Here is a 19,780-nt window from a genome sequence, read left to right on the forward strand (position 1 = left end):
CTCTGTAGGAGCGAGGCTTGCCCGCGAAGGCGGTGTGTCAGTCACATTGATGTTGAATGTGCTGACATCTTCGCGGGCAAGCCTCGCTCAGGGGATCGCGTATTGTTCAGAGCAGCTTGTGTTCCATGGCGTACTTCACCAACTCCGCCAGTGAGGTGATGTTGAGTTTCTGCATCAGCCGCGCCTTGTGGGTGCTGATGGTCTTACTGCTCAACGCCAGTTGCTGGGCGATGTCATTGACGTTGGCGCCCTGCGCGAGGCGCTCGAACACCGAGAACTCGCGCTCCGAGAGTAGCGAATGCAGGGGCCGTGAATCAGTCAGGCCGACTTCGAAGACCATTCGATCCGCCAGCTCCGGATCGATATAGCGCCCGCCAGCCGCCACCTTGCGAATCGCCGTCAGCAGCAGTGCCGGGTCGCTGTCCTTGGTGGCATAACCGGCGGCCCCGACCTTCAAGGCGCGGGCGGCCATCTGCGCCTCGTCGTGCATCGACAGCACCAGAATCGCCGGTGGATTGTTCAGGGCGCGAATCCGCGGGATCGCCTCCAGGCCATTCACCCCGGGCATGGAAATGTCCAGCAACACCACCTCACAGGGCACGTGGCGCAAGGTTTCGAGCAACTGTTCGCCATTGCTCGCCTCCCCCACCACCAACAGATCCTTGGCCAGGCCGATCAATTGCTTGATGCCTTCACGCACGATGGTGTGGTCTTCGGCTACCAGTACACGGATCACAGGCTTCTCCAGAAAAATCAGTTGCACGCTTCATGCAAAGGCACACGGACCTCAAGGGTGGTGCCCTCGCCCGGCACGCTGTCGAGCTGCAGTGTGCCACCCATGATCAACACTCGCTCGCGCATGCCCACTACCCCAAAGGAAGTTGGCCTACCGGCTTGAGCGACAAAACCTACACCATCGTCGCTGACGGTCAGGCACAACTGCTCGTCTTCCAGCACCAGTGTCAATTCGACAGTATGCGCCTGGGCGTGGCGCATGACATTGGTCAGTGCCTCCTGGAGGATCCGGAACAAGCCAATCGCCTTGGCGTCACTCAGCACCGGCAGGTTGTCGGGCACCTGCACCAGGCAGGGAATCTGGGTACGCGCCTCAAAACGCCGGGCCTGCCACTCGATGGCCGAGGCGATGCCGGCGTCCAGAATCGGCGGACGCAGCGCCGTGGCCACGTCCCGCACCAGTTGGAACAGCTGGGCGATCAGGCGTTTCATGCTGTTGAGCCGATCACTCAGGCCCGGGTCCAGTTCGGCGTAGGCCAATTCGCACATCGAGGTTTCCAGCTTGAGTACCGTCAGCATCTGTCCCAACTCATCGTGGACTTCCCGGGCAATCCGCGCCTTTTCCTCTTCGCGCACACTCTCCAGATGCGCCGACAGATCACGCAGTTGCTCGCGGGAGCTGGCCAGTTCCAGTTCGATGCGCTTGCTCTCGCTGATGTCCCAGACGATCCCGTCCCAAACAAAGGCGCCATCGTCGAGGCGCCGAGTGATGGCCTTGATCTCGGCCCAGCGTTGCTGCCCCTGGCGGGTGAGGATGCGGCCTTGCCACGACCAGTCACTGTCGGTGTCCAGCGCGTGATCCTGGGTGCGGTGGTAACTGACTCTGTCCTGCGGATGTACCACGCTGCGCAGGCCCATGTCGCGATGGCTCAAGGTGGCGGGCGAGTAGCCCACCAGGCTCTCACTGCCTTCGCTGATGTAGGCAAAGTCGATTTGCCCGGTCACCGGCGCCCGCTCAAGACGAAATACCAGTCCGGGTACGTTGGCGGCAATCCCCTGCAGCCGCGCCTCGCTTTCGCGCAAGGCCGCCAAGGCCCGCCGGCGCTCAGTGACGTCATTGAGGTAGACCACCAGGTATTCGCTGTCGCGAAAGCGCAGGAAGCTCAAGGTCACGTCAGCCGGCAAAATGCTGCCATCGGCGCGCAGGCAATTGGTTTCGAAGCTTTGCGGCCCCTCCTCGCTGGCCCGCGCGCGTTTCCACAGGTTCAACCAACGGTCCATGTGCAAGTTGGGTTCGAAGTCGATCAGCGGTCGGTCGATCACCCCGCCCGAGACATACCCGAGCATGTCCTCGGCCGCCCGGTTGGCGTAGCGCACGTGGCTGTCCCAATTGACCCAGAGGATCCCGACGGTGCTTTGATCGATGGAGAACTGCGTCAGGCGCAACGCTTCTTCGCTGGCCGCGCGCAGGGCAATGTCCTCGCGGGCGGCGAGCAAGCGCTGCTCGAGCAGGTGTTGCTGGCGCCGTTGCCAGATCACGATGGCCATGGCGCTCAGCAGCAATACCCCCAGCAACAGGCAGAGGTTCTGCCAGAACCCCGGGGACTCCGACAAACGTGGGTACTTGGGTTGCAACCAGCGTGCGTGCAATTGCTCCAGGTCCTTGGCCGGAATCGCGTGCAAGGCGCTTTCGACGATGCCGGCCAACTCCGGCCAATCGCGACGGGTAGCCACCCGCAGCAACTGCGGCAGGCCGATATCCCCCACTACGGCCAACCCGGCAAACTCGGACTCTGCGGACAGCCGGCTGAGTTGGGCCTCATCGATGACCGCGTAACGCGCTTGCTGGGAGAGCAGCAGTTGCAGGGCCTGGCGTTCCTGGGGCACGCCCTGCAAATTGAGGTTGGGGTAGTTGCTGCGCAGGTAATCGGCGATCGCACTGGGCATCCGCACCGCGACCCGTGACTGATCGTCGAGCTTCTCAAGATCCACCGCGCCGGCGCCCTTCTGTTGACCCACCACCAATTGCGGCACGCGCATATAGGGGTCAGTGAATTGCCACAAGCGCAGGGCGGCTGGGGTTTGGGTCAGGCCTGGGGCCATGTCGACCTCCCCCTCACGCACCGCCTGCTCCAACTGCGCGACATCGGGAAAGTTGCGCCAGGTCAGCTCGACCTTCAGGGCGCTGGCCAGCCACTGCATCAATTCGATATTGGCCCCGGACAGGCGCTGCAGCCGCCGGTCGTACTGCGCGTAAGGCGCCTGCAGCACCACACCGACCCGCAGCTCAGAGTGACGGGCCAGCCATTGCCGTTGCTCGCTGCTCAGTTGCGCCACGCGCGCAGGCGGCGCGGCAGCCGCCCAGGCCATCAAGGGAAGCCAGAAACAGCCGATAAGCAACAGGCAGCAAAGACGTTTCATGCGAACTCTCACACACTGACAAATACTGACCAACCCATTAGGCTGCCGGGAATACTTCTGGCCTGGAATATCCGATGCCCCCTGTCTACCGCCTGGCACTGCCAGTATTGTGCCTGTCGTTGATCTTGCCTGGCGCCTTTTCCGCCCAGGCTGCCGAGCCAACGGAACCTGCTGCCAGCGCACCCTCCGAGCAACGCCAGCCCCTGCCTGAGCGTAGCCAGGAAGAAGCTTTTGCCCTGCAACGCAGCCTGCCCCCTGGCGAACAGCAACAGTTGTCGGCAGGCAGCGAGACCTTCCTGGCCCTGTGGCAACCGGCCCACACCAGCGAGCCCCAAGGTACGGTGATTATCATCCCGGGCACGGGCGAAACAGCTGACTGGCCTCAAGCCGTCGCGCCGTTGCGGCAAAAATTGCCCGACGCCGACTGGAGCAGCCTGAGTCTTACCTTGCCGGACCTGCAAAGCAATGCCCCCCAACCGCGCATCCTCGAAAGTGCAACGGCACCGGTCAGCACCGAGCCCCCGAGCAAAGACGCCAGCACTGCGGCCCCTATCGAGCAAGTGGCCGGTGGCGAAGGTGAGGAGGCTGATCAGCCGGTGCCGCAGACCCACGATGAGCAAATCAAGGCCGATACCCAGCGAATATTCTTGCGCATCGACGCCGCCCTGGCGTTTACAGAGCAACAGAACGCCCGCAGTATCGTCCTGCTCGGCCACGGCACCGGAGCTTACTGGGCCGCCCGTTACCTGAGCGAAAAACAGCCTGCCCAAGTCGCGAAGCTGGTGATGGTCGCCGCCCAGGTACCCGCCTCCAGCACACCCGGGCTGGCGGAACTGACCAGCGGATTGAAATTGCCAACCCTGGATCTGTACTACAACGACAAACCGTTGCTGCAACGCGCAGCCCAGGAACGCCTGCAGGCCAGCAAACGGCTGAAGGATTCGAGTTTCCGGCAGATTTCCCTGAACGCCCTGCCCGGCAACAACGCCGCCCAACAGGAACAATTGGTACGCCGGGTGCGAGGCTGGTTGACCCCGCAGGACAACGCCGCGCAGTTGCCCTAGACAGGGCGCTACTGCGCTCGATGCTCCCTAGCGAAAATCGCGGCGCTGACGAATCAACGCATAGGCGCTGTGCAACTCCCGGGTTTTCTCCGTCGCTTCGCGCACCTGGGACGGCGAAGCCCCGCTGCCAGCGATCTTGTCCGGGTGATGCCGACTGAGCAGGCGCCGGTAGGCCCGCTTGATCTGCTCCGGCTCGCTGCTCAGCGTCACCCCCAGCAGGCGCATGGCGTGTTGGTAAGCCTCGCCACTGTTGGCCAAGGGTCGCTTGTGCGGTTCGTAATCCTGGGCCAGGGCCTGCACCTGCTCCGGCGTCCAGTCCAGCCATTTGCCCCATTGGGCCAGCAGCTCGCGCTCGGCACGGCCCGCACGCCCGTCTGCCCAGACCATCCGCCAGCACGCCCGCAACACCCCTTCGGCAGCATGGGGTTGTGCGCGCAAACGGCGCAGGTAGCCACGCAACCGATCGTGCCCGCTCTTGCCACGGTTGAACGCCGCAATCGCGCGTTTCTGGGCAAATTCGTTCATCTCCAGTGCGCGCATTTCCTGGCGCGCCTGGTAGATATGGCCGTCGCCCACCCGGCCGTCACTCTTGGCCAGGCGCCCGAGCAGCACGAACAGCAATTCATCGTTGCGCAACATCGCGCGCCCGCCCAGGCGCTCGCGCAGATGCCCCAGGCTTTGCAGTTGCAAGCGCCGATCCAGCGCCTGGCCCAACAATGCGCCAAGCATGGCCCCCGGAATGCTGGCGATGGCAAAACCCGCCCCGGCTCCGATCAGAGTCCCTGGCCACAGCATCTCAGCGGCTCGCTTGCAGCAAGTGTTCGACTTCGGCCAGACGCTCGTGGGTGCCGACATCCACCCAATGACCTGACAACCGCTCGCCACTCACCTGCCCCTGGGCCATGGCGTTGCGCAATAGCGGCGCCAATTTGAACGCACCGTCGCTGCAACCGGTGAACAGCTTGGGGTCGAGCACGGCGATGCCGCTGTAGGTCAGGGTCGGCGCATCGGCCTGGCCGTCGAAGACCTGTCCTTCGACCAGGGCAAAATCCCCTCCTGGGTGGTGGGCCGGGTTATCGGCCAGCACCAGGTGGGCCAAGCCGGCCAGTGGCCGGCGCAGGACACTGAAGTCGTAATCGGTCCAGATGTCGCCATTGACCACCACAAAGGCGCCCTCGCCCAGCATCTCCAGGGCACGGAAGATCCCGCCCCCGGTTTCCAGTGGCTCGCCTTCCGGCGAGTACTGAATGCTCAGGCCATAACGCGAACCGTCTCCCAGGTAGTCTTCGATCTGCTGCCCCAACCAGGCGTGGTTGATCACCACCTCGGTGAAACCCGCCGCCGCCAGGGCCTTGAGGTGGTACTCGATCAGCGGTACGCCGCCGACCTGCACCAGTGGCTTGGGCGTGGTCAGCGTCAAGGGGCGCATGCGCTCGCCCTTGCCGGCCGCCAGAATCATCGCCTTCATACACAAGCTCCGGGCGCCGGGCGCAGACTGGCCAGCAGCTCAGCCAACTCTGCCAGTTCTGGCCGACGGGCCAATACTGCCTCTATATAAGCAAAGAACCGCGGCACGTCCGTCAGGTAGCGCGGCTTGCCGTCGCGGTGGCAGATACGGGCGAAGATCCCGATCACCTTCAGATGCCGCTGCACACCCATCAGGTCGCTGGCTCGCAGGAACTCCTGGAAGTCCGCCTGGACTGCAATCCCGAGTTCACCGGCCTGTTGCCAGTAACGCTCCAGCCAGCCGAGCACGCGGGCCTCGGGCCAACTGAGGAAGGCGTCCTTGAACAGGCAGGTCACGTCGTAGGTCACCGGGCCGTACACCGCGTCCTGGAAATCCAGCACGCCTGGATTCGGCTCGCTGATCATCAAGTTGCGCGGCATATAGTCACGATGCACCAGCACTTTCGGCTGGGCCAGGGCGCTGTCGATCAGCAGGTCGCTGACACGCTGCCAGAGGGCTTGCTGGTGCGAGTCGAACTCGATCCCCAGTTCGCGCTTCACGTACCACTCGGGGAACAACTCCAGCTCGCGACGCAACAGGGCCACGTCATAACTGGGCAACGGCGCCACCATCGGCAGCTGCTGGAAAGCCAGCAACGCCTGCAGGGCGTCATCGAACAAGCGATCGGCGTTTTCGTCGTTGATCACGTCCAGATAGGTCTGGTTACCCAGGTCATTGAGCAAAAGAAATCCGCGCTCGAGGTCCTCTGCGTAGATTTTCGGCACGTTAATCCCGGATTTCGCCAGCAAAAAGGCGATATCCACGAACGGTTTGCAGTTTTCCTGGGGCGGTGGTGCATCCATGACGACAAAACTCCTGCCATCACCTTCCCAGCGGAAGTAACGGCGGAAACTCGCGTCGCTGCTGGCCGCAGTCAACGTGGCCTGGGGCACAGCCCCCCAGCCTTGTGCGGCAAACAGGCTGGCCAATTGCTCATCGAGCCAAACTTTCAGGTGTAGCAAGCGTACATCTTGATCAGGCATTGCAAGGGTCTCCGACGGCGCTAGCCGTCAAGCGGGTCATGCTTTATTATCCAGCATCTTTTTCAGACCATCGAGAGGCGTGCGGCCCACACCGCGGGCAGATGGCACGCAGGAAGCCCGGACTAATAAGATGGCATTGAAATCCCCCGCGTTTCGTAAAAAATTTCCGTTGTTGGTTACCGGCAGTCTGCTGGCCCTGCAACCTCTAGCCACTTCCTTCGTGGTCGCCGCGGAACAGTATGACTGCTCAGTCTCTGCTTCGGGTGCCTGGGATTGCGCGCCGAAAACCAACGCGGCTCAACTGCCTCCGCGCCCTGTGCATGATGCCAGTGCGGTCAGCTCGGGCAACGAATCGGCAGCAGACACCAGCGTTGCCGGCGAAAGCGCCGACAAACCGGCGTTGGTTACCGAAGCCAAGGGCCGCGGCCTGAAGTCGCGCAGCGCCGACTACAGTCACCTCGACTGGGTCCCGCGTGAACAGCTTACCGCTGCCCAACTGGCCGAAACCGGTCCGTACTGCTCCGGTGCCTATGTCGAACCGACTCGTCCTGGCATGAATGACAAGACGAGTAAAAGCGACGCGCCGACCTTTATCGGTGCCAAGGCTTCCCGCTACCAGCAGGAACAGCAGATTGCCACCCTCGCCGGTGACGTGGTCATGCGCCAGGGCAGCATGCAGGTCGAGGCCGACGAGGCCAGCCTGTACCAGGCCGAGAACCGTGGCGAGCTCAACGGCAACGTCCGGGTGCGCGACAACGGCGCGCTGATCGTCGGCGACCACGCCGACGTGCAACTGGACACTGGCGAAGCCAAGGTCGACAACGCCGAATACGTGTTGCACAAGTCCCGTGTGCGCGGTAACGCGCTGTACGCCAAGCGTGCAGAAAACGCGATCATCCGCCTCAAGGACGGTACCTACACCACCTGTGAGCCGAACAGCAACGCCTGGCAGCTCAAGGGCAACAACATCACGCTGAACCCGGCGACCGGCTTCGGTACCGCGACCAACGTGACGCTGCGGGTCAAGGACATTCCAGTCCTGTACACGCCGTACATCTATTTCCCGATCGATGACCGCCGCCAGTCCGGCTTCCTGCCGCCGACCATCGGCAGCGGCAGCGATACCGGGATGCTGTTGGTCACGCCGTACTACTTCAACCTGGCACCGAACTACGATGCCACGTTGTACCCGCGCTACATGAGCAAGCGCGGCATGTTGCTGGAAGGCGAGGCTCGCTACCTGACCAAGTCGAGCGAGGGCCAGTTCGGTGCTGCGTACTTGGACGACGAGGAAGACGAGCGCAAGCTGCAGTCCGACTACGAAAAAACCCGCTACATGTACAACTGGCAGCACAAAGGCGGCCTCGATTCGCGGGTCTTCACCGAAGTCGACTACACCAAGATCAGCGATCCCTACTACTTCCAGGATCTGCAGACCGACCAGTTGGGCGTTAAAAGCGTTTCCGATTTCGTCAATCAGCAAGGTGCTGTCAGCTACCGTGGCGACACCTACACTGCGCGTATCAATGCCCAGGCCTATGAATTGGCGTCGGTGTCCAACCTCACACCATACGACCGCCTGCCGCAGATCACCTTCAACGGTTTTCTGCCACAACAGCCGGGCGGGCTGAACTTTGCCTACCAGACCGAGCTCGTGCGGTTTGACCGGGACCTGAAAACAGGCGACTTCGTGGATCAGGATGGCAATTCATCTCCACGCCTGGATAACAACATCCAAGGCTTGGCGCGCGCCACAGGTGACCGCCTGAACCTGGCACCAACGGTCAGCTTGCCTCTCGACTGGACGTACGGCTTCGTGAAGCCAGCGCTCAAATACCAATACACCCAGTACCAACTCGACCTGGACAGTATCGGCAAGAACCAGATCGTGGCTCAGGATCAAGCTGCAGCAGCCGCGGGAACAGACAATGTCAACGGCCATTTCGACAGCAACCAGAGCCGTGGGGTACCGATCGCCAGCATCGACAGCGGCCTGTACTTCGACCGCAATACCCAATGGTTCGGCAAGAACTATCGCCAGACCCTGGAACCTCGTCTGTTCTATCTCTACGTCCCAGAGAAGAACCAGGAAGATATTCCGGTATTCGACACCAGTGAGTACACCTTCAACTACGCCTCGCTGTTCCGCGACAACCGCTTCTCGGGCTCCGACCGCGTGGGTGACGAGAACAAGCTGTCGCTGGGCGTAACCAACCGCTGGATCGAAGAAAACGGCTTCGAGCGTCAACGCATCAGCGTCGGCCAGGCCGTGTACTTTAAAGACCGTGAAGTCCAACTGCCGGGGATTGATGCGAAAGATCGCAAAGATGCTCAGTCGAATGTTTCACCGTATGCCCTGGAATACGCATACAACTGGAACCGTGACTGGAGCACCACGGCCGACTACAACTGGGACCCAGACAGCCACGGCCCTCGCTCGGGCAGCGCGATGTTCCACTACCAGCCTGAAGACAACCCGAACAAGGTTATCAACGCCGGTTATCGTTATCGCAACGACCAAGTGATCTACAACCAGAACACTGGTAAGTGGCAATTCGGCGGCGACTACGGCACCCCGGGCCAGCCTGGCTACGTCAAGGATTACTACAAGATCCAACAGCACGACTTCTCGGTCATCTGGCCTGTCGTGCCGCAATGGAATGCCATCAGCCGCTGGCAGTACGACTACAACCGCAACCGTACGCTGGAAGCCTTCGGTGGTTTCGAATACGACAACTGCTGCTGGAAACTGCGCCTGATCAACCGTTACTGGGTGTCCTATGACGAATTCAGTCAGGAAGCCCCGCAAAACGAAAAAGGCGACCACGGCATCTTCCTCCAAATCGTTCTGAAAGGTCTCGGTGGCGTAGTTGGCACCAAAGTAGAGAGCTTCCTCGACAAAGGCATCCAAGGTTATCGTGAACGTGAAGACCAAGCTTTCTGATTGTCTGCGCCCGCTGATGCTGGGCGCGCTGTTCCTGAGTACCGCGGCCAGCGCCGCGGTACAGTCCATCGACAAAGTGGTGGCCATCGTCGACAACGACGTGGTCATGCAGAGCCAACTGGACCAACGGGTTCACGAAGTCCAACAAACCATCGCCAAGCGTGGCTCGGCTGTTCCACCGGCCGGCGTGCTGGAACAACAGGTGCTTGAGCGCCTGATCGTCGAAAACCTGCAACTGCAGATCGGCGAACGTTCCGGCATCCGCATCACCGATGAAGAGCTGAACCAGGCGATCGGCACCATTGCCCAGCGCAACAACATGACTGTGGATCAATTCCGCGCCGCCCTGTCCCGCGATGGCCTGTCTTATGAAGACGCTCGTGAGCAAGTGCGCCGTGAAATGATCATCAGCCGTGTGCGTCAGCGTCGGGTCGCCGAGCGCATCCAGGTCACCGAGCAGGAAGTGAAGAACTTCCTCGCCTCCGACCTGGGCAAGATGCAGCTGTCGGAAGAACTGCACCTGGCCAACATCCTGATTCCTACCCCGGAAAGCGCCAACTCCGAAGCGATTCAGGCTGCGTACCGCCAGGCGATGGAGGTTTACCAGCAACTCAAGCAGGGCGCCGACTTCACCCAACTGGCGATTGCCAAATCCGGTAGCGACAACGCCCTGGAAGGCGGCGACATGGGCTGGCGCAAGGCCGCTCAACTGCCACCGCCATTCGACCGTGAACTGAGTGCCATGTCCGTCGGCGACATCACCCAACCAGCACGTACCCCAGGCGGCTTCATCATCCTCAAGCTGCTGGAAAAACGCGGCGGTGGTAATCAGACCCGTGACGAAGTCCACGTTCGTCACATCCTGATCAAGCCGAGCGAAATCCGCAGCGAAGAAGAAACCAAGCGCCTGGCGCAGAAACTCTACGAGCGCATCGAAGCGGGTGAAGACTTCGCCGAACTGGCAAAGACCTACTCCGAAGACCCAGGTTCTGCCCTCAACGGCGGCGACCTGAACTGGATCGATCCGAACGCACTGGTACCGGAATTCCGTACCGTGATGAACAACACCCCGCAAGGTCAGTTGTCCAAACCGTTCAAGAGCCCGTATGGCTGGCACGTCCTGGAAGTCCTTGGCCGTCGCGCCACCGACAGCACCAGCCAGGCGCGCGATCAACAAGCGATGACTGTGTTGCGTAACCGCAAGTACGACGAAGAGCTGCAAACCTGGTTGCGTCAGATCCGTGACGAAGCCTACGTTGAAATCAAGCTCCCTGGCGTCGACCAGGCGCCGAAGTGAAACCCAGTCGTTTCGCTCTGACACCCGGCGAACCAGCCGGCATAGGTCCCGACCTGTGCCTGCTGCTCGCCTCGCACGCCCAGCCACACCCCCTGATAGCCATCACCAGCCGCGACCTGCTCCTCGAGCGGGCCGCGCAGCTGGGCGTGGTCGTTGATCTGCTGAGCGTCAGCCCCGGGCACTGGCCGGACGTTCCCGCGCCCGCCAACAGCCTGTACGTCTGGGATACACCACTCAACGCCCCGGTCGTTGCAGGTCAACTGGACCCGGCCAATGCCGCCTTTGTCCTGCAAACCCTGACCCGCGCGGGCCAAGGCTGCCTGGATGGCGACTTTGCCGGAATGATCACCGCCCCGGTGCACAAAGGCGTGATCAACGAATCCGGAATTGCCTTTTCCGGGCATACCGAATTCCTGGCCGACCTGACCCATACCAGCCAAGTGGTGATGATGCTTGCCACCCGTGGCTTGCGCGTCGCCCTGGTGACCACTCACCTGCCGTTGCGCGAGATTGCCGACGCAATTACCCCGCAGCGCCTGGAGCGGGTCACGCGGATCCTGCACGCCGACCTGCAACACAAATTCGGCATCGCCCAGCCACGCATCCTCGTCTGTGGACTCAACCCCCACGCTGGCGAAGGCGGCCACCTGGGCCATGAAGAAATCGATATCATCGAACCCACCCTTGAGCGTCTGCGCGGCGAAGGCATGGACCTGCGTGGTCCCCTGCCCGCCGACACTCTGTTTACCCCCAAATATCTGGAGCACTGCGACGCAGTGCTGGCGATGTACCACGACCAGGGCCTGCCGGTGTTGAAGTACAAAGGCTTCGGCGCGGCAGTCAACGTGACCCTGGGCTTGCCGATCATCCGCACTTCAGTCGACCACGGCACCGCCCTGGACTTGGCTGGCAGCGGAAAAATCGACACCGGCAGCCTGCAAGTCGCCCTGGAAACCGCCTACCAGATGGCCGAGACCCGTTTATGACCGAGCATTACCAACACCGGGCGCGCAAGCGCTTCGGCCAGAACTTCCTGCACGACGCCGGCGTAATCGACCGCATCCTGCGCTCCATCCACGCCAAGGCCGACGACCGCCTGCTGGAAATCGGCCCGGGCCAGGGTGCCCTGACCGAAGGCCTGCTCAACAGCGGCGCGCAGCTTGATGTCGTGGAGCTGGACAAGGACCTGATCCCGATCCTCAACCAGCAGTTCGCCGGCAAGAGCAACTTCAACCTGCACCAGGGTGATGCACTGAAGTTCGATTTCAACAGCCTGAATGCCGCGCCCAACAGCCTGCGCGTGGTCGGCAACCTGCCGTACAACATCTCCACGCCGTTGATTTTCCACCTGCTGAACAACGCCGGGATCATTCGCGACATGCACTTCATGCTGCAAAAGGAAGTGGTCGAGCGCCTGGCGGCGGGTCCTGGTGGTGGCGATTGGGGCCGTCTGTCGATCATGGTCCAGTACCACTGCCGGGTCGAACACCTGTTCAATGTCGGCCCTGGCGCGTTCAACCCGCCACCCAAAGTCGACTCGGCTATCGTGCGCCTGGTGCCCCACGCGGTACTGCCGCACCCAGCCAAGGACCACCGCCTGCTGGAGCGGGTCGTTCGCGAAGCCTTCAACCAGCGTCGCAAGACCCTGCGCAACACCCTCAAGGCCTTGCTCAGCAACGCTGAAATCGAAGCCGCCGGCGTCGATGGCAGCCTGCGCCCGGAACAGCTCGACCTGGCAGCCTTCGTGCGCCTGGCCGATCAACTGGCAATCCAGCCCGCGCCGGCCGCTGAATAACTCAGAGCCCCTGTAGGAGCCAGCTTGCTGGCGATGGCGTCGGCAAAGTCGACAGATCCACTCGCTGGCAACCCAGCTCCTACAAGGCAGACCACATCGTTCTCCTGTCCTCGGCCACAGCATCTCTGGCCTACTGCCTGCCAGTTGGCCTAGACTGATCACCTCTCGCGTTAGGTAATCTGCGCTTTTGCTTTTAAGGCCTTCTTGCATGTCCGATCCTCGTTATCAGGTCGACGTCAGCGTCGTCACTCGCTTTCTGGCAGAACAGTCGCAACCCGAGCAGAACCGTTTCGCCTTCGCCTACACCATCACCGTGCACAACAACGGCTCGCTACCCGCCAAGTTGCTCTCGCGGCACTGGGTGATTACCGATGGTGACGGCCATGTCGAAGAGGTTCGTGGTGCGGGCGTGGTTGGCCTGCAACCGTTGATCGCCGCCGGCCAGAGCCACACCTACAGCAGCGGCACCGTAATGACCACCCGCGTCGGCAACATGCAGGGCAGTTACCAGATGCTCGCCGAAGACGGTACACACTTCGACGCCATCATCGCGCCCTTCCGCCTGGCGGTGCCCGGAGCCCTACACTGATGGCGACGTATGCCGTCGGCGATCTGCAGGGCTGCCTCGAGCCGCTGCAGTGCCTGCTCAAGCAGGTCGCCTTCGATCCGCAGACCGACCGTCTGTGGCTGGTGGGCGACCTGGTCAATCGTGGCCCGCAGTCGCTGGAAACCTTGCGCTTCCTCTATAGCATCCGCCAGTCGCTGGTCTGTGTGCTGGGTAATCATGACCTGCACCTGCTGGCCGTCGGGAGCAAGATCGAGCGCCTGAAGAAAGCCGACACCCTGCGCGAAATTCTCGAAGCGCCCGACGCCAAGGAATTGCTTGAGTGGCTGCGCCAGCAAAAGCTCCTGCACTACGACGAAATCCGCGACATGGTGCTGGTGCATGCCGGCATCCCGCCGCAGTGGTCCTTGCGCAAGGCCCTCAAGTGCGCTGCCGAAGTCGAGGCCGCCCTGCGCGATGACAACCTGTTCGCCCCCTACCTGGACGGCATGTATGGCAACGAGCCGGCCAAGTGGGACAGCGACCTCAAAGGCGTGACCCGCCTGCGGGTGATCACCAACTACTTCACCCGCATGCGCTTTTGCACCAGCGAGGGCAAGCTTGACCTCAAGGGCAAGGAAGGCGCCGACACCGCGCCACCCGGCTACGCGCCCTGGTTCAAGCACAAGGATCGCAAGACTCGCGGCCTGAAGATCATTTTTGGCCACTGGGCCGCACTCGAAGGCCGGTGCGACGAGCCCGGCGTCATCGCCCTCGACACTGGCTGTGTCTGGGGCGGCGCCATGACCCTGCTGAACATCGACACCGGCGTACGCCTGAGTTGCCAGTGCGACGAGCACGGCCATGTCGCGCCAGTTGTCGCCCCACCTACCCCCGAACCATTGTCGGCCAGCGTCAAGCGCTAGGCTGCGCTGTCAGTCTGGCCACAGGAGCCCGCCATGAGCGAATTCAAACGTATCCCCCCCGAACAAGCCCAAGCCCTGCGCGAACAAGGCGCCGTGCTGGTCGACATCCGCGACCCCGCGACCTACGCAGCGCTGCACATCAGCGGCTCCACGCATCTGGACAACCACTCCATCTCGGACTTCATCCGCGCCGCCGACCTCGACGCGCCAACGGTAGTGGTCTGCTACCACGGCAACTCCAGCCAGGGCGCTGCCGCCTACCTGGTCAGCCAGGGGTTTTCCGACGTCTACAGCATGGACGGTGGCTTCGAGCTGTGGCGTACGACGTACCCTTCGGAAACCGCGAAAAGTAGCGGCGAATAATTTTTTTCAGCGCTCCAGCCCACGTCCCGCGTGGGCTGACGAACGGTCGTACACAACAAATTGCGCATTGCTCCTTTACCTCGCGGATTACCAACTATCCTTAGCCTCAGGCCATCCAAAACAGGGGAGAGCCGGTACACCGGCGAGCGGGTCATCGGGAGTAGCTTTCAGGGTTGATAGCTTTGAAGGTGTTCTGGGGGGGTAAAAAGCAGCTGAAATTGCGGCTGCTGACCAGCATCGACTGAATGATCCGACGTCGGCTCCACGTATCGAGCGAGGTGACGTCATGAGTATCTTTAGCCACTTCCAACAACGCTTCGAGTCAACACGCCAGGAAGAACTCTCGCTGCAGGAGTACCTGGAACTCTGCAAACAGGACCGTAGCGCCTACGTTTCCGCCGCCGAGCGTCTGCTGCTGGCAATCGGTGAACCCGAATTGCTGGACACTTCGACCAACTCGAGGCTGTCGCGCATTTTTTCCAACAAGGTGATCCGACGCTATCCGGCCTTCGAGGACTTCCACGGGATGGAAGAATGCATCGACCAGATCGTCTCCTACTTCCGCCACGCCGCACAGGGCCTGGAAGAGAAGAAACAGATCCTCTACCTGCTCGGCCCCGTCGGCGGCGGCAAGTCGTCCCTGGCCGAAAAGCTCAAACAACTGATCGAGAAAGTGCCCTTCTATGCCATCAAGGGCTCTCCAGTATTCGAGTCGCCACTGGGGCTGTTCAACGCCACCGAAGACGGCGCGATCCTGGAAGAAGACTTTGGCATTCCCCGGCGCTACCTGAACACCATCATGTCGCCTTGGGCGACCAAACGGCTGGCCGAATTCGGCGGCGACATCAGCCAGTTCCGCGTGGTCAAGCTCTACCCTTCGATCCTCAACCAGATCGCGGTCGCCAAGACCGAGCCGGGCGATGAGAACAACCAGGACATCTCGGCACTGGTGGGCAAGGTCGATATCCGCAAGCTCGAAGAATTCCCGCAAAACGACGCCGACGCCTACAGCTACTCGGGCGCCCTGTGCCGGGCCAACCAAGGCCTGATGGAATTCGTCGAGATGTTCAAGGCGCCGATCAAGGTCTTGCACCCACTGCTGACCGCCACCCAGGAAGGCAACTACAACAGTACCGAAGGCCTGGGCGCGATTCCGTTCACCGGGATCCTGCTGGCGCACTCCAACGAATCGGAGTGGCACACCTTCCGCAACAACAAGAACAACGAAGCCTTCATCGACCGGATCTACATCGTCAAGGTGCCTTACTGCCTGCGGGTCAGCGATGAAGTGAAGATCTACGACAAGTTGCTGTTCAACAGCTCCCTGGCCAAGGCTCACTGCGCCCCCGACACCCTGAAGATGCTTGCCCAGTTCACCGTGCTCTCGCGCCTCAAGGAGCCGGAAAACTCGAACATCTACTCGAAAATGCGGGTCTACGACGGTGAAAACCTCAAGGACACCGATCCGAAGGCCAAATCGATCCAGGAATACCGCGACACCGCCGGTGTCGACGAAGGCATGAACGGTCTTTCGACCCGGTTCGCCTTCAAGATCCTGTCGAAAGTCTTCAACTTCGACCCGCACGAAATCGCCGCCAACCCGGTGCACCTGCTTTACGTGCTGGAACAGCAGATCGAGCAGGAGCAGTTCCAGACAGAAACCCGCGAACGGTACCTGCGCTTCCTCAAGGAATACCTGGCACCGCGCTACATCGAGTTCATCGGCAAGGAAATCCAGACCGCGTACCTGGAGTCCTACAGCGAGTACGGGCAAAACATCTTCGACCGCTACGTGCTGTACGCGGACTTCTGGATTCAGGATCAGGAATACCGCGACCCGGAAACCGGCGAGATCCTCAACCGCGTCGCCCTGAACGAAGAACTGGAGAAAATCGAAAAACCGGCGGGCATCAGCAATCCGAAGGATTTCCGCAACGAAATCGTCAACTTCGTCCTGCGTGCCCGGGCCAACAACAACGGCAAGAACCCGACCTGGCTCAGCTACGAGAAACTGCGGGTGGTCATCGAGAAAAAAATGTTCTCGAACACCGAGGACCTGCTGCCGGTCATCAGCTTCAACGCCAAGGCCAGCAAAGAGGACCAACAAAAGCACAACGACTTCGTCACACGGATGGTCGAGCGCGGCTATACCGACAAACAGGTACGACTGCTCTCCGAGTGGTACCTGCGGGTCAGAAAATCACAGTAAGGCAGCGGCAAGCGGCAAGCTACAAGCCTCAAGCACACCGAACGGGCGCTTGAGGCTGTTGGTGGCTTGCGTTTGCTTTGAAAGCTTCGAGCTTGAAGCTTGTAACTTGTAGCTGCCCGGAGGGCTCCCTATGAGCTATGTGATCGACCGACGTCTCAATGGCAAGAACAAGAGCACGGTAAACCGTCAGCGGTTTCTGCGGCGTTACCGTGATCACATCAAAAAGGCCGTCGAAGAGGCGGTCAGTCGGCGTTCCATCACCGATATGGAACACGGCGAACAGATCAGCATTCCCGGTCGCGATATCGACGAACCGGTGCTTCATCACGGTCGTGGTGGCAAACAGACCGTGGTGCATCCGGGCAACAAGGAATTCACCAGCGGTGAGCATATTGCCCGTCCACCCGGAGGAGGTGGCGGTAAAGGCCCGGGCAAGGCCGGCAACTCCGGCGAAGGCATGGATGAGTTCGTCTTCCAGATTACCCAGGAGGAATTCCTCGAATTCATGTTCGAAGACCTGGAACTGCCCAACCTGGTCAAGCGCAACCTGACCGGTACCGACACCTTCAAGACCGTGCGAGCCGGCATCAGCAACGAAGGCAACCCATCGCGGATCAACATCATCCGCACCCTGCGCTCAGCCCATGCCAGGCGTATCGCCCTGTCCGGCAGCAGCCGCGCCAAACTGCGCGACGCCAAGGACGAACTGGCACGACTGAAACTGGAAGAACCAGACAACTTCGGCGATATCCAGGAAATCGAAGCAGAAATCGAGCGTCTTAGCGCACGTATTCACCGCGTACCGTTCCTGGACACCTTCGACCTCAAGTACAACCTGCTGATCAAGCAACCCAACCCCAGCTCCAAGGCGGTGATGTTTTGCCTGATGGACGTTTCCGGCTCCATGACCCAGGCGACCAAGGACATCGCCAAGCGCTTCTTCATCCTGTTGTACCTGTTCCTCAAGCGTAACTACGACAAGATCGACGTAGTCTTCATCCGCCACCACACCAGTGCCCGGGAAGTGGACGAAGAGGAGTTTTTCTACTCCCGCGAAACCGGCGGCACCATCGTCTCCAGCGCCTTGAAACTGATGCAAGAGATCATGGCCGAGCGTTATCCAAGCAACGACTGGAACATCTACGCCGCCCAAGCCTCCGACGGCGACAACTGGAACGATGACTCGCCGATCTGCCGCGACATCCTGATCAACCAGATCATGCCGTTCGTGCAGTACTACACTTATGTGGAGATTACCCCGCGCGAACACCAGGCCCTGTGGTACGAATACGAGCGTATTGCCGAAGCCTTTTCCGACAATTTTGCCCAGCAGCAACTGGTTTCGGCCGGGGATATCTATCCGGTCTTCCGTGAACTCTTCCAGCGCAGGTTAGTGACATGACCGCCAAAGAGCAGAAGCGCCAACCCATCTCCACCGGCTCCGAATGGACATTCGAGCTGATCCAGGCCTACGACCGCGAAATCAGCCGTATTGCGGCCCGTTATGCGCTGGACACCTATCCCAACCAGATCGAAGTGATCACCGCCGAGCAAATGATGGATGCCTACGCCTCCGTGGGCATGCCCCTGGGCTACCACCACTGGTCCTATGGCAAACACTTCCTCAGCACCGAAAAATCCTACAGCCGAGGCCAGATGGGGCTGGCCTACGAAATCGTGATCAACTCGGACCCCTGCATCGCCTACCTAATGGAAGAAAACACCATCTGCATGCAGGCATTGGTGGTGGCCCATGCCTGCTACGGCCACAACAGCTTTTTCAAGGGCAACTACCTGTTCCGCACCTGGACCGATGCCAGCTCGATCATCGATTACCTGGTGTTTGCCAAGCAGTACATCATGCAATGCGAGGAGCGCCATGGCATCGACGCCGTCGAGGACCTGCTGGACTCCTGCCACGCCTTGATGAACTACGGCGTCGACCGCTACAAACGCCCATACCCGATCTCGGCGGAGGAAGAACGGCGCCGCCAGAAAGACCGTGAAGAACACCTGCAAAAGCAGATCAACGACCTGTGGCGCACCATTCCCAAGGGTGCCGACAAGTACAACGAGAAAGACAACGCGCGTTTTCCCGCCGAACCCCAGGAGAACATCCTGTATTTCATCGAGAAACACGCGCCGCTGCTGGAGCCCTGGCAGCGGGAAATCGTGCGCATCGTGCGCAAGATCGCCCAGTACTTCTACCCGCAACGCCAGACCCAGGTGATGAACGAAGGTTGGGCGACGTTCTGGCACTACACCTTGATGAACGACCTGTATGACGAAGGCCTGGTCACCGACGGTTTCATGATGGAGTTCCTCACCTCGCACACCAGCGTGGTCTACCAGCCGGGGTTCGACAGCCCGTACTACAGCGGGATCAACCCCTACACCCTGGGTTTTGCCATGTACCGCGATATCCGGCGCATGTGCGAAGAGCCCACCGAGGAAGATTACCGCTGGTTCCCGGACGTCGCCGGGACCGACTGGCTGTCGAGCATCAAGTTCGCCATGAGCAGCTTCAAGGATGAGAGTTTCATCCTGCAGTACCTGTCGCCCAAGGTGATCCGCGACCTGAAGCTGTTCAGCATCCTCGATGACGACCAGAAGGACGACCTGCTGGTGCCCGCCATCCATGACGAGGACGGTTACCGGACTATCCGGGAAACCCTGGCGGCCCAGTACAACCTGGGCAATCGCGAACCCAACGTGCAGATCTACAGCATCGACCGCCGTGGCGACCGCTCGCTGACCCTGCGCCATCAACAACACGATCGCAAACCCCTGGGAGAGTCGACCGAGGAAGTACTCAAGCACCTGCACCGTTTGTGGGGCTTCGATATTCACCTGGAAACCCTGCAAGGCGACCAGGTCATGAAAACCCATCACGTCCCGCCCAGATCGGAGCACAGCGAGGGCGACTACGGCCGGCTCGACCTGGCCGTCATTCATCTTTGAAACCAACCTGGCCTCCGTTGGCTCGATGCAA

Annotated in this window: 16 protein-coding genes; 11 read left to right on the plus strand and 5 right to left on the minus strand. The window is 60.9% G+C overall.

What is annotated here, in order from left to right; genetic code table 11:
* Positions 1-106 precede the first annotated feature (106 nt).
* Together QMK50_RS11375 and QMK50_RS11380 are read right to left on the minus strand one after the other, a co-directional pair.
* Positions 107-736 carry a response regulator transcription factor gene (locus tag QMK50_RS11375; protein WP_084318557.1) on the minus strand — a complete coding sequence of 210 codons (630 nt, stop codon included), beginning with the start codon at positions 734-736 and terminating at the stop codon, positions 107-109.
* Between the two features lie 17 nt (positions 737-753).
* Positions 754-3,156, minus strand: coding sequence for a PAS domain S-box protein (locus QMK50_RS11380; protein ID WP_320333128.1), 2,403 nt, complete (start codon positions 3,154-3,156; stop codon positions 754-756).
* A 74-nt stretch (positions 3,157-3,230) separates the two neighbouring features.
* Between QMK50_RS11380 and QMK50_RS11385 the strand changes: the two genes are divergently transcribed.
* Complete coding sequence (locus QMK50_RS11385) at positions 3,231-4,220, plus strand: alpha/beta hydrolase family protein (protein ID WP_320333129.1); 990 nt, start codon at positions 3,231-3,233, stop codon at positions 4,218-4,220.
* A gap of 27 nt (positions 4,221-4,247) precedes the next feature.
* On the opposite strand, the gene QMK50_RS11390 is transcribed toward QMK50_RS11385, so the two are convergent.
* Genes QMK50_RS11390 through QMK50_RS11400 form a run of 3 tightly spaced genes read right to left on the minus strand, consistent with a single transcriptional unit; the run spans position 4,248 to position 6,710 of the window.
* Positions 4,248-5,015 carry a TerB family tellurite resistance protein gene (locus QMK50_RS11390; protein WP_320333130.1) on the minus strand — a complete coding sequence of 256 codons (768 nt, stop codon included), beginning with the start codon at positions 5,013-5,015 and terminating at the stop codon, positions 4,248-4,250.
* Between the two features lies 1 nt (position 5,016).
* The gene (gene murU, locus QMK50_RS11395) at positions 5,017-5,688 is read right to left on the minus strand and encodes an N-acetylmuramate alpha-1-phosphate uridylyltransferase MurU (protein WP_159998213.1); all 672 of its coding nucleotides are present in this window, start codon (positions 5,686-5,688) and stop codon (positions 5,017-5,019) included.
* Positions 5,685-6,710 carry an aminoglycoside phosphotransferase family protein gene (locus QMK50_RS11400; RefSeq protein WP_320333131.1) on the minus strand — a complete coding sequence of 342 codons (1,026 nt, stop codon included), beginning with the start codon at positions 6,708-6,710 and terminating at the stop codon, positions 5,685-5,687. Before QMK50_RS11400 ends, murU begins: the two co-directional genes overlap by 4 nt.
* A gap of 130 nt (positions 6,711-6,840) precedes the next feature.
* Between QMK50_RS11400 and QMK50_RS11405 the strand changes: the two genes are divergently transcribed.
* From QMK50_RS11405 to QMK50_RS11450, 10 genes are all read left to right on the plus strand, one after another.
* Positions 6,841-9,654: an LPS-assembly protein LptD gene (locus QMK50_RS11405; RefSeq protein WP_320333132.1), complete on the plus strand. Its 2,814-nt coding sequence runs from the start codon at positions 6,841-6,843 to the stop codon at positions 9,652-9,654.
* Complete coding sequence (surA, locus tag QMK50_RS11410) at positions 9,635-10,951, plus strand: peptidylprolyl isomerase SurA (RefSeq protein ID WP_143501275.1); 1,317 nt, start codon at positions 9,635-9,637, stop codon at positions 10,949-10,951. The genes QMK50_RS11405 and surA overlap by 20 nt, the downstream gene beginning before the upstream one ends.
* Positions 10,948-11,937: a 4-hydroxythreonine-4-phosphate dehydrogenase PdxA gene (pdxA, locus tag QMK50_RS11415; protein WP_320333133.1), complete on the plus strand. Its 990-nt coding sequence runs from the start codon at positions 10,948-10,950 to the stop codon at positions 11,935-11,937. Before surA ends, pdxA begins: the two co-directional genes overlap by 4 nt.
* Entirely contained in the window at positions 11,934-12,746 is an 813-nt protein-coding gene (rsmA, locus tag QMK50_RS11420; protein WP_095170572.1) for a 16S rRNA (adenine(1518)-N(6)/adenine(1519)-N(6))-dimethyltransferase RsmA, read from the plus strand. Before pdxA ends, rsmA begins: the two co-directional genes overlap by 4 nt.
* Before the next feature lie 208 nt (positions 12,747-12,954).
* The gene (gene apaG / locus QMK50_RS11425) at positions 12,955-13,335 is read left to right on the plus strand and encodes a Co2+/Mg2+ efflux protein ApaG (protein ID WP_095170574.1); all 381 of its coding nucleotides are present in this window, start codon (positions 12,955-12,957) and stop codon (positions 13,333-13,335) included.
* A complete protein-coding gene (locus QMK50_RS11430; protein WP_320333134.1) occupies positions 13,335-14,216 on the plus strand; it encodes a symmetrical bis(5'-nucleosyl)-tetraphosphatase in 882 nt (293 codons plus the stop codon). The genes apaG and QMK50_RS11430 overlap by 1 nt, the downstream gene beginning before the upstream one ends.
* Positions 14,217-14,249: 33 nt before the next feature.
* Complete coding sequence (gene glpE, locus QMK50_RS11435; protein ID WP_159998223.1) at positions 14,250-14,579, plus strand: thiosulfate sulfurtransferase GlpE; 330 nt, start codon at positions 14,250-14,252, stop codon at positions 14,577-14,579.
* 286 nt (positions 14,580-14,865) lie between these two features.
* The gene (locus tag QMK50_RS11440) at positions 14,866-16,788 is read left to right on the plus strand and encodes a PrkA family serine protein kinase (RefSeq protein WP_320333135.1); all 1,923 of its coding nucleotides are present in this window, start codon (positions 14,866-14,868) and stop codon (positions 16,786-16,788) included.
* Positions 16,789-16,918: 130 nt separating this feature from the next.
* A complete protein-coding gene (locus QMK50_RS11445; protein WP_095170582.1) occupies positions 16,919-18,190 on the plus strand; it encodes a YeaH/YhbH family protein in 1,272 nt (423 codons plus the stop codon).
* Positions 18,187-19,749: a SpoVR family protein gene (locus QMK50_RS11450; protein ID WP_095170584.1), complete on the plus strand. Its 1,563-nt coding sequence runs from the start codon at positions 18,187-18,189 to the stop codon at positions 19,747-19,749. The genes QMK50_RS11445 and QMK50_RS11450 overlap by 4 nt, the downstream gene beginning before the upstream one ends.
* Positions 19,750-19,780 lie beyond the last annotated feature (31 nt).

Source organism: Pseudomonas sp. P5_152 (genome assembly GCF_033989915.1).
GTDB lineage: Bacteria > Pseudomonadota > Gammaproteobacteria > Pseudomonadales > Pseudomonadaceae > Aquipseudomonas.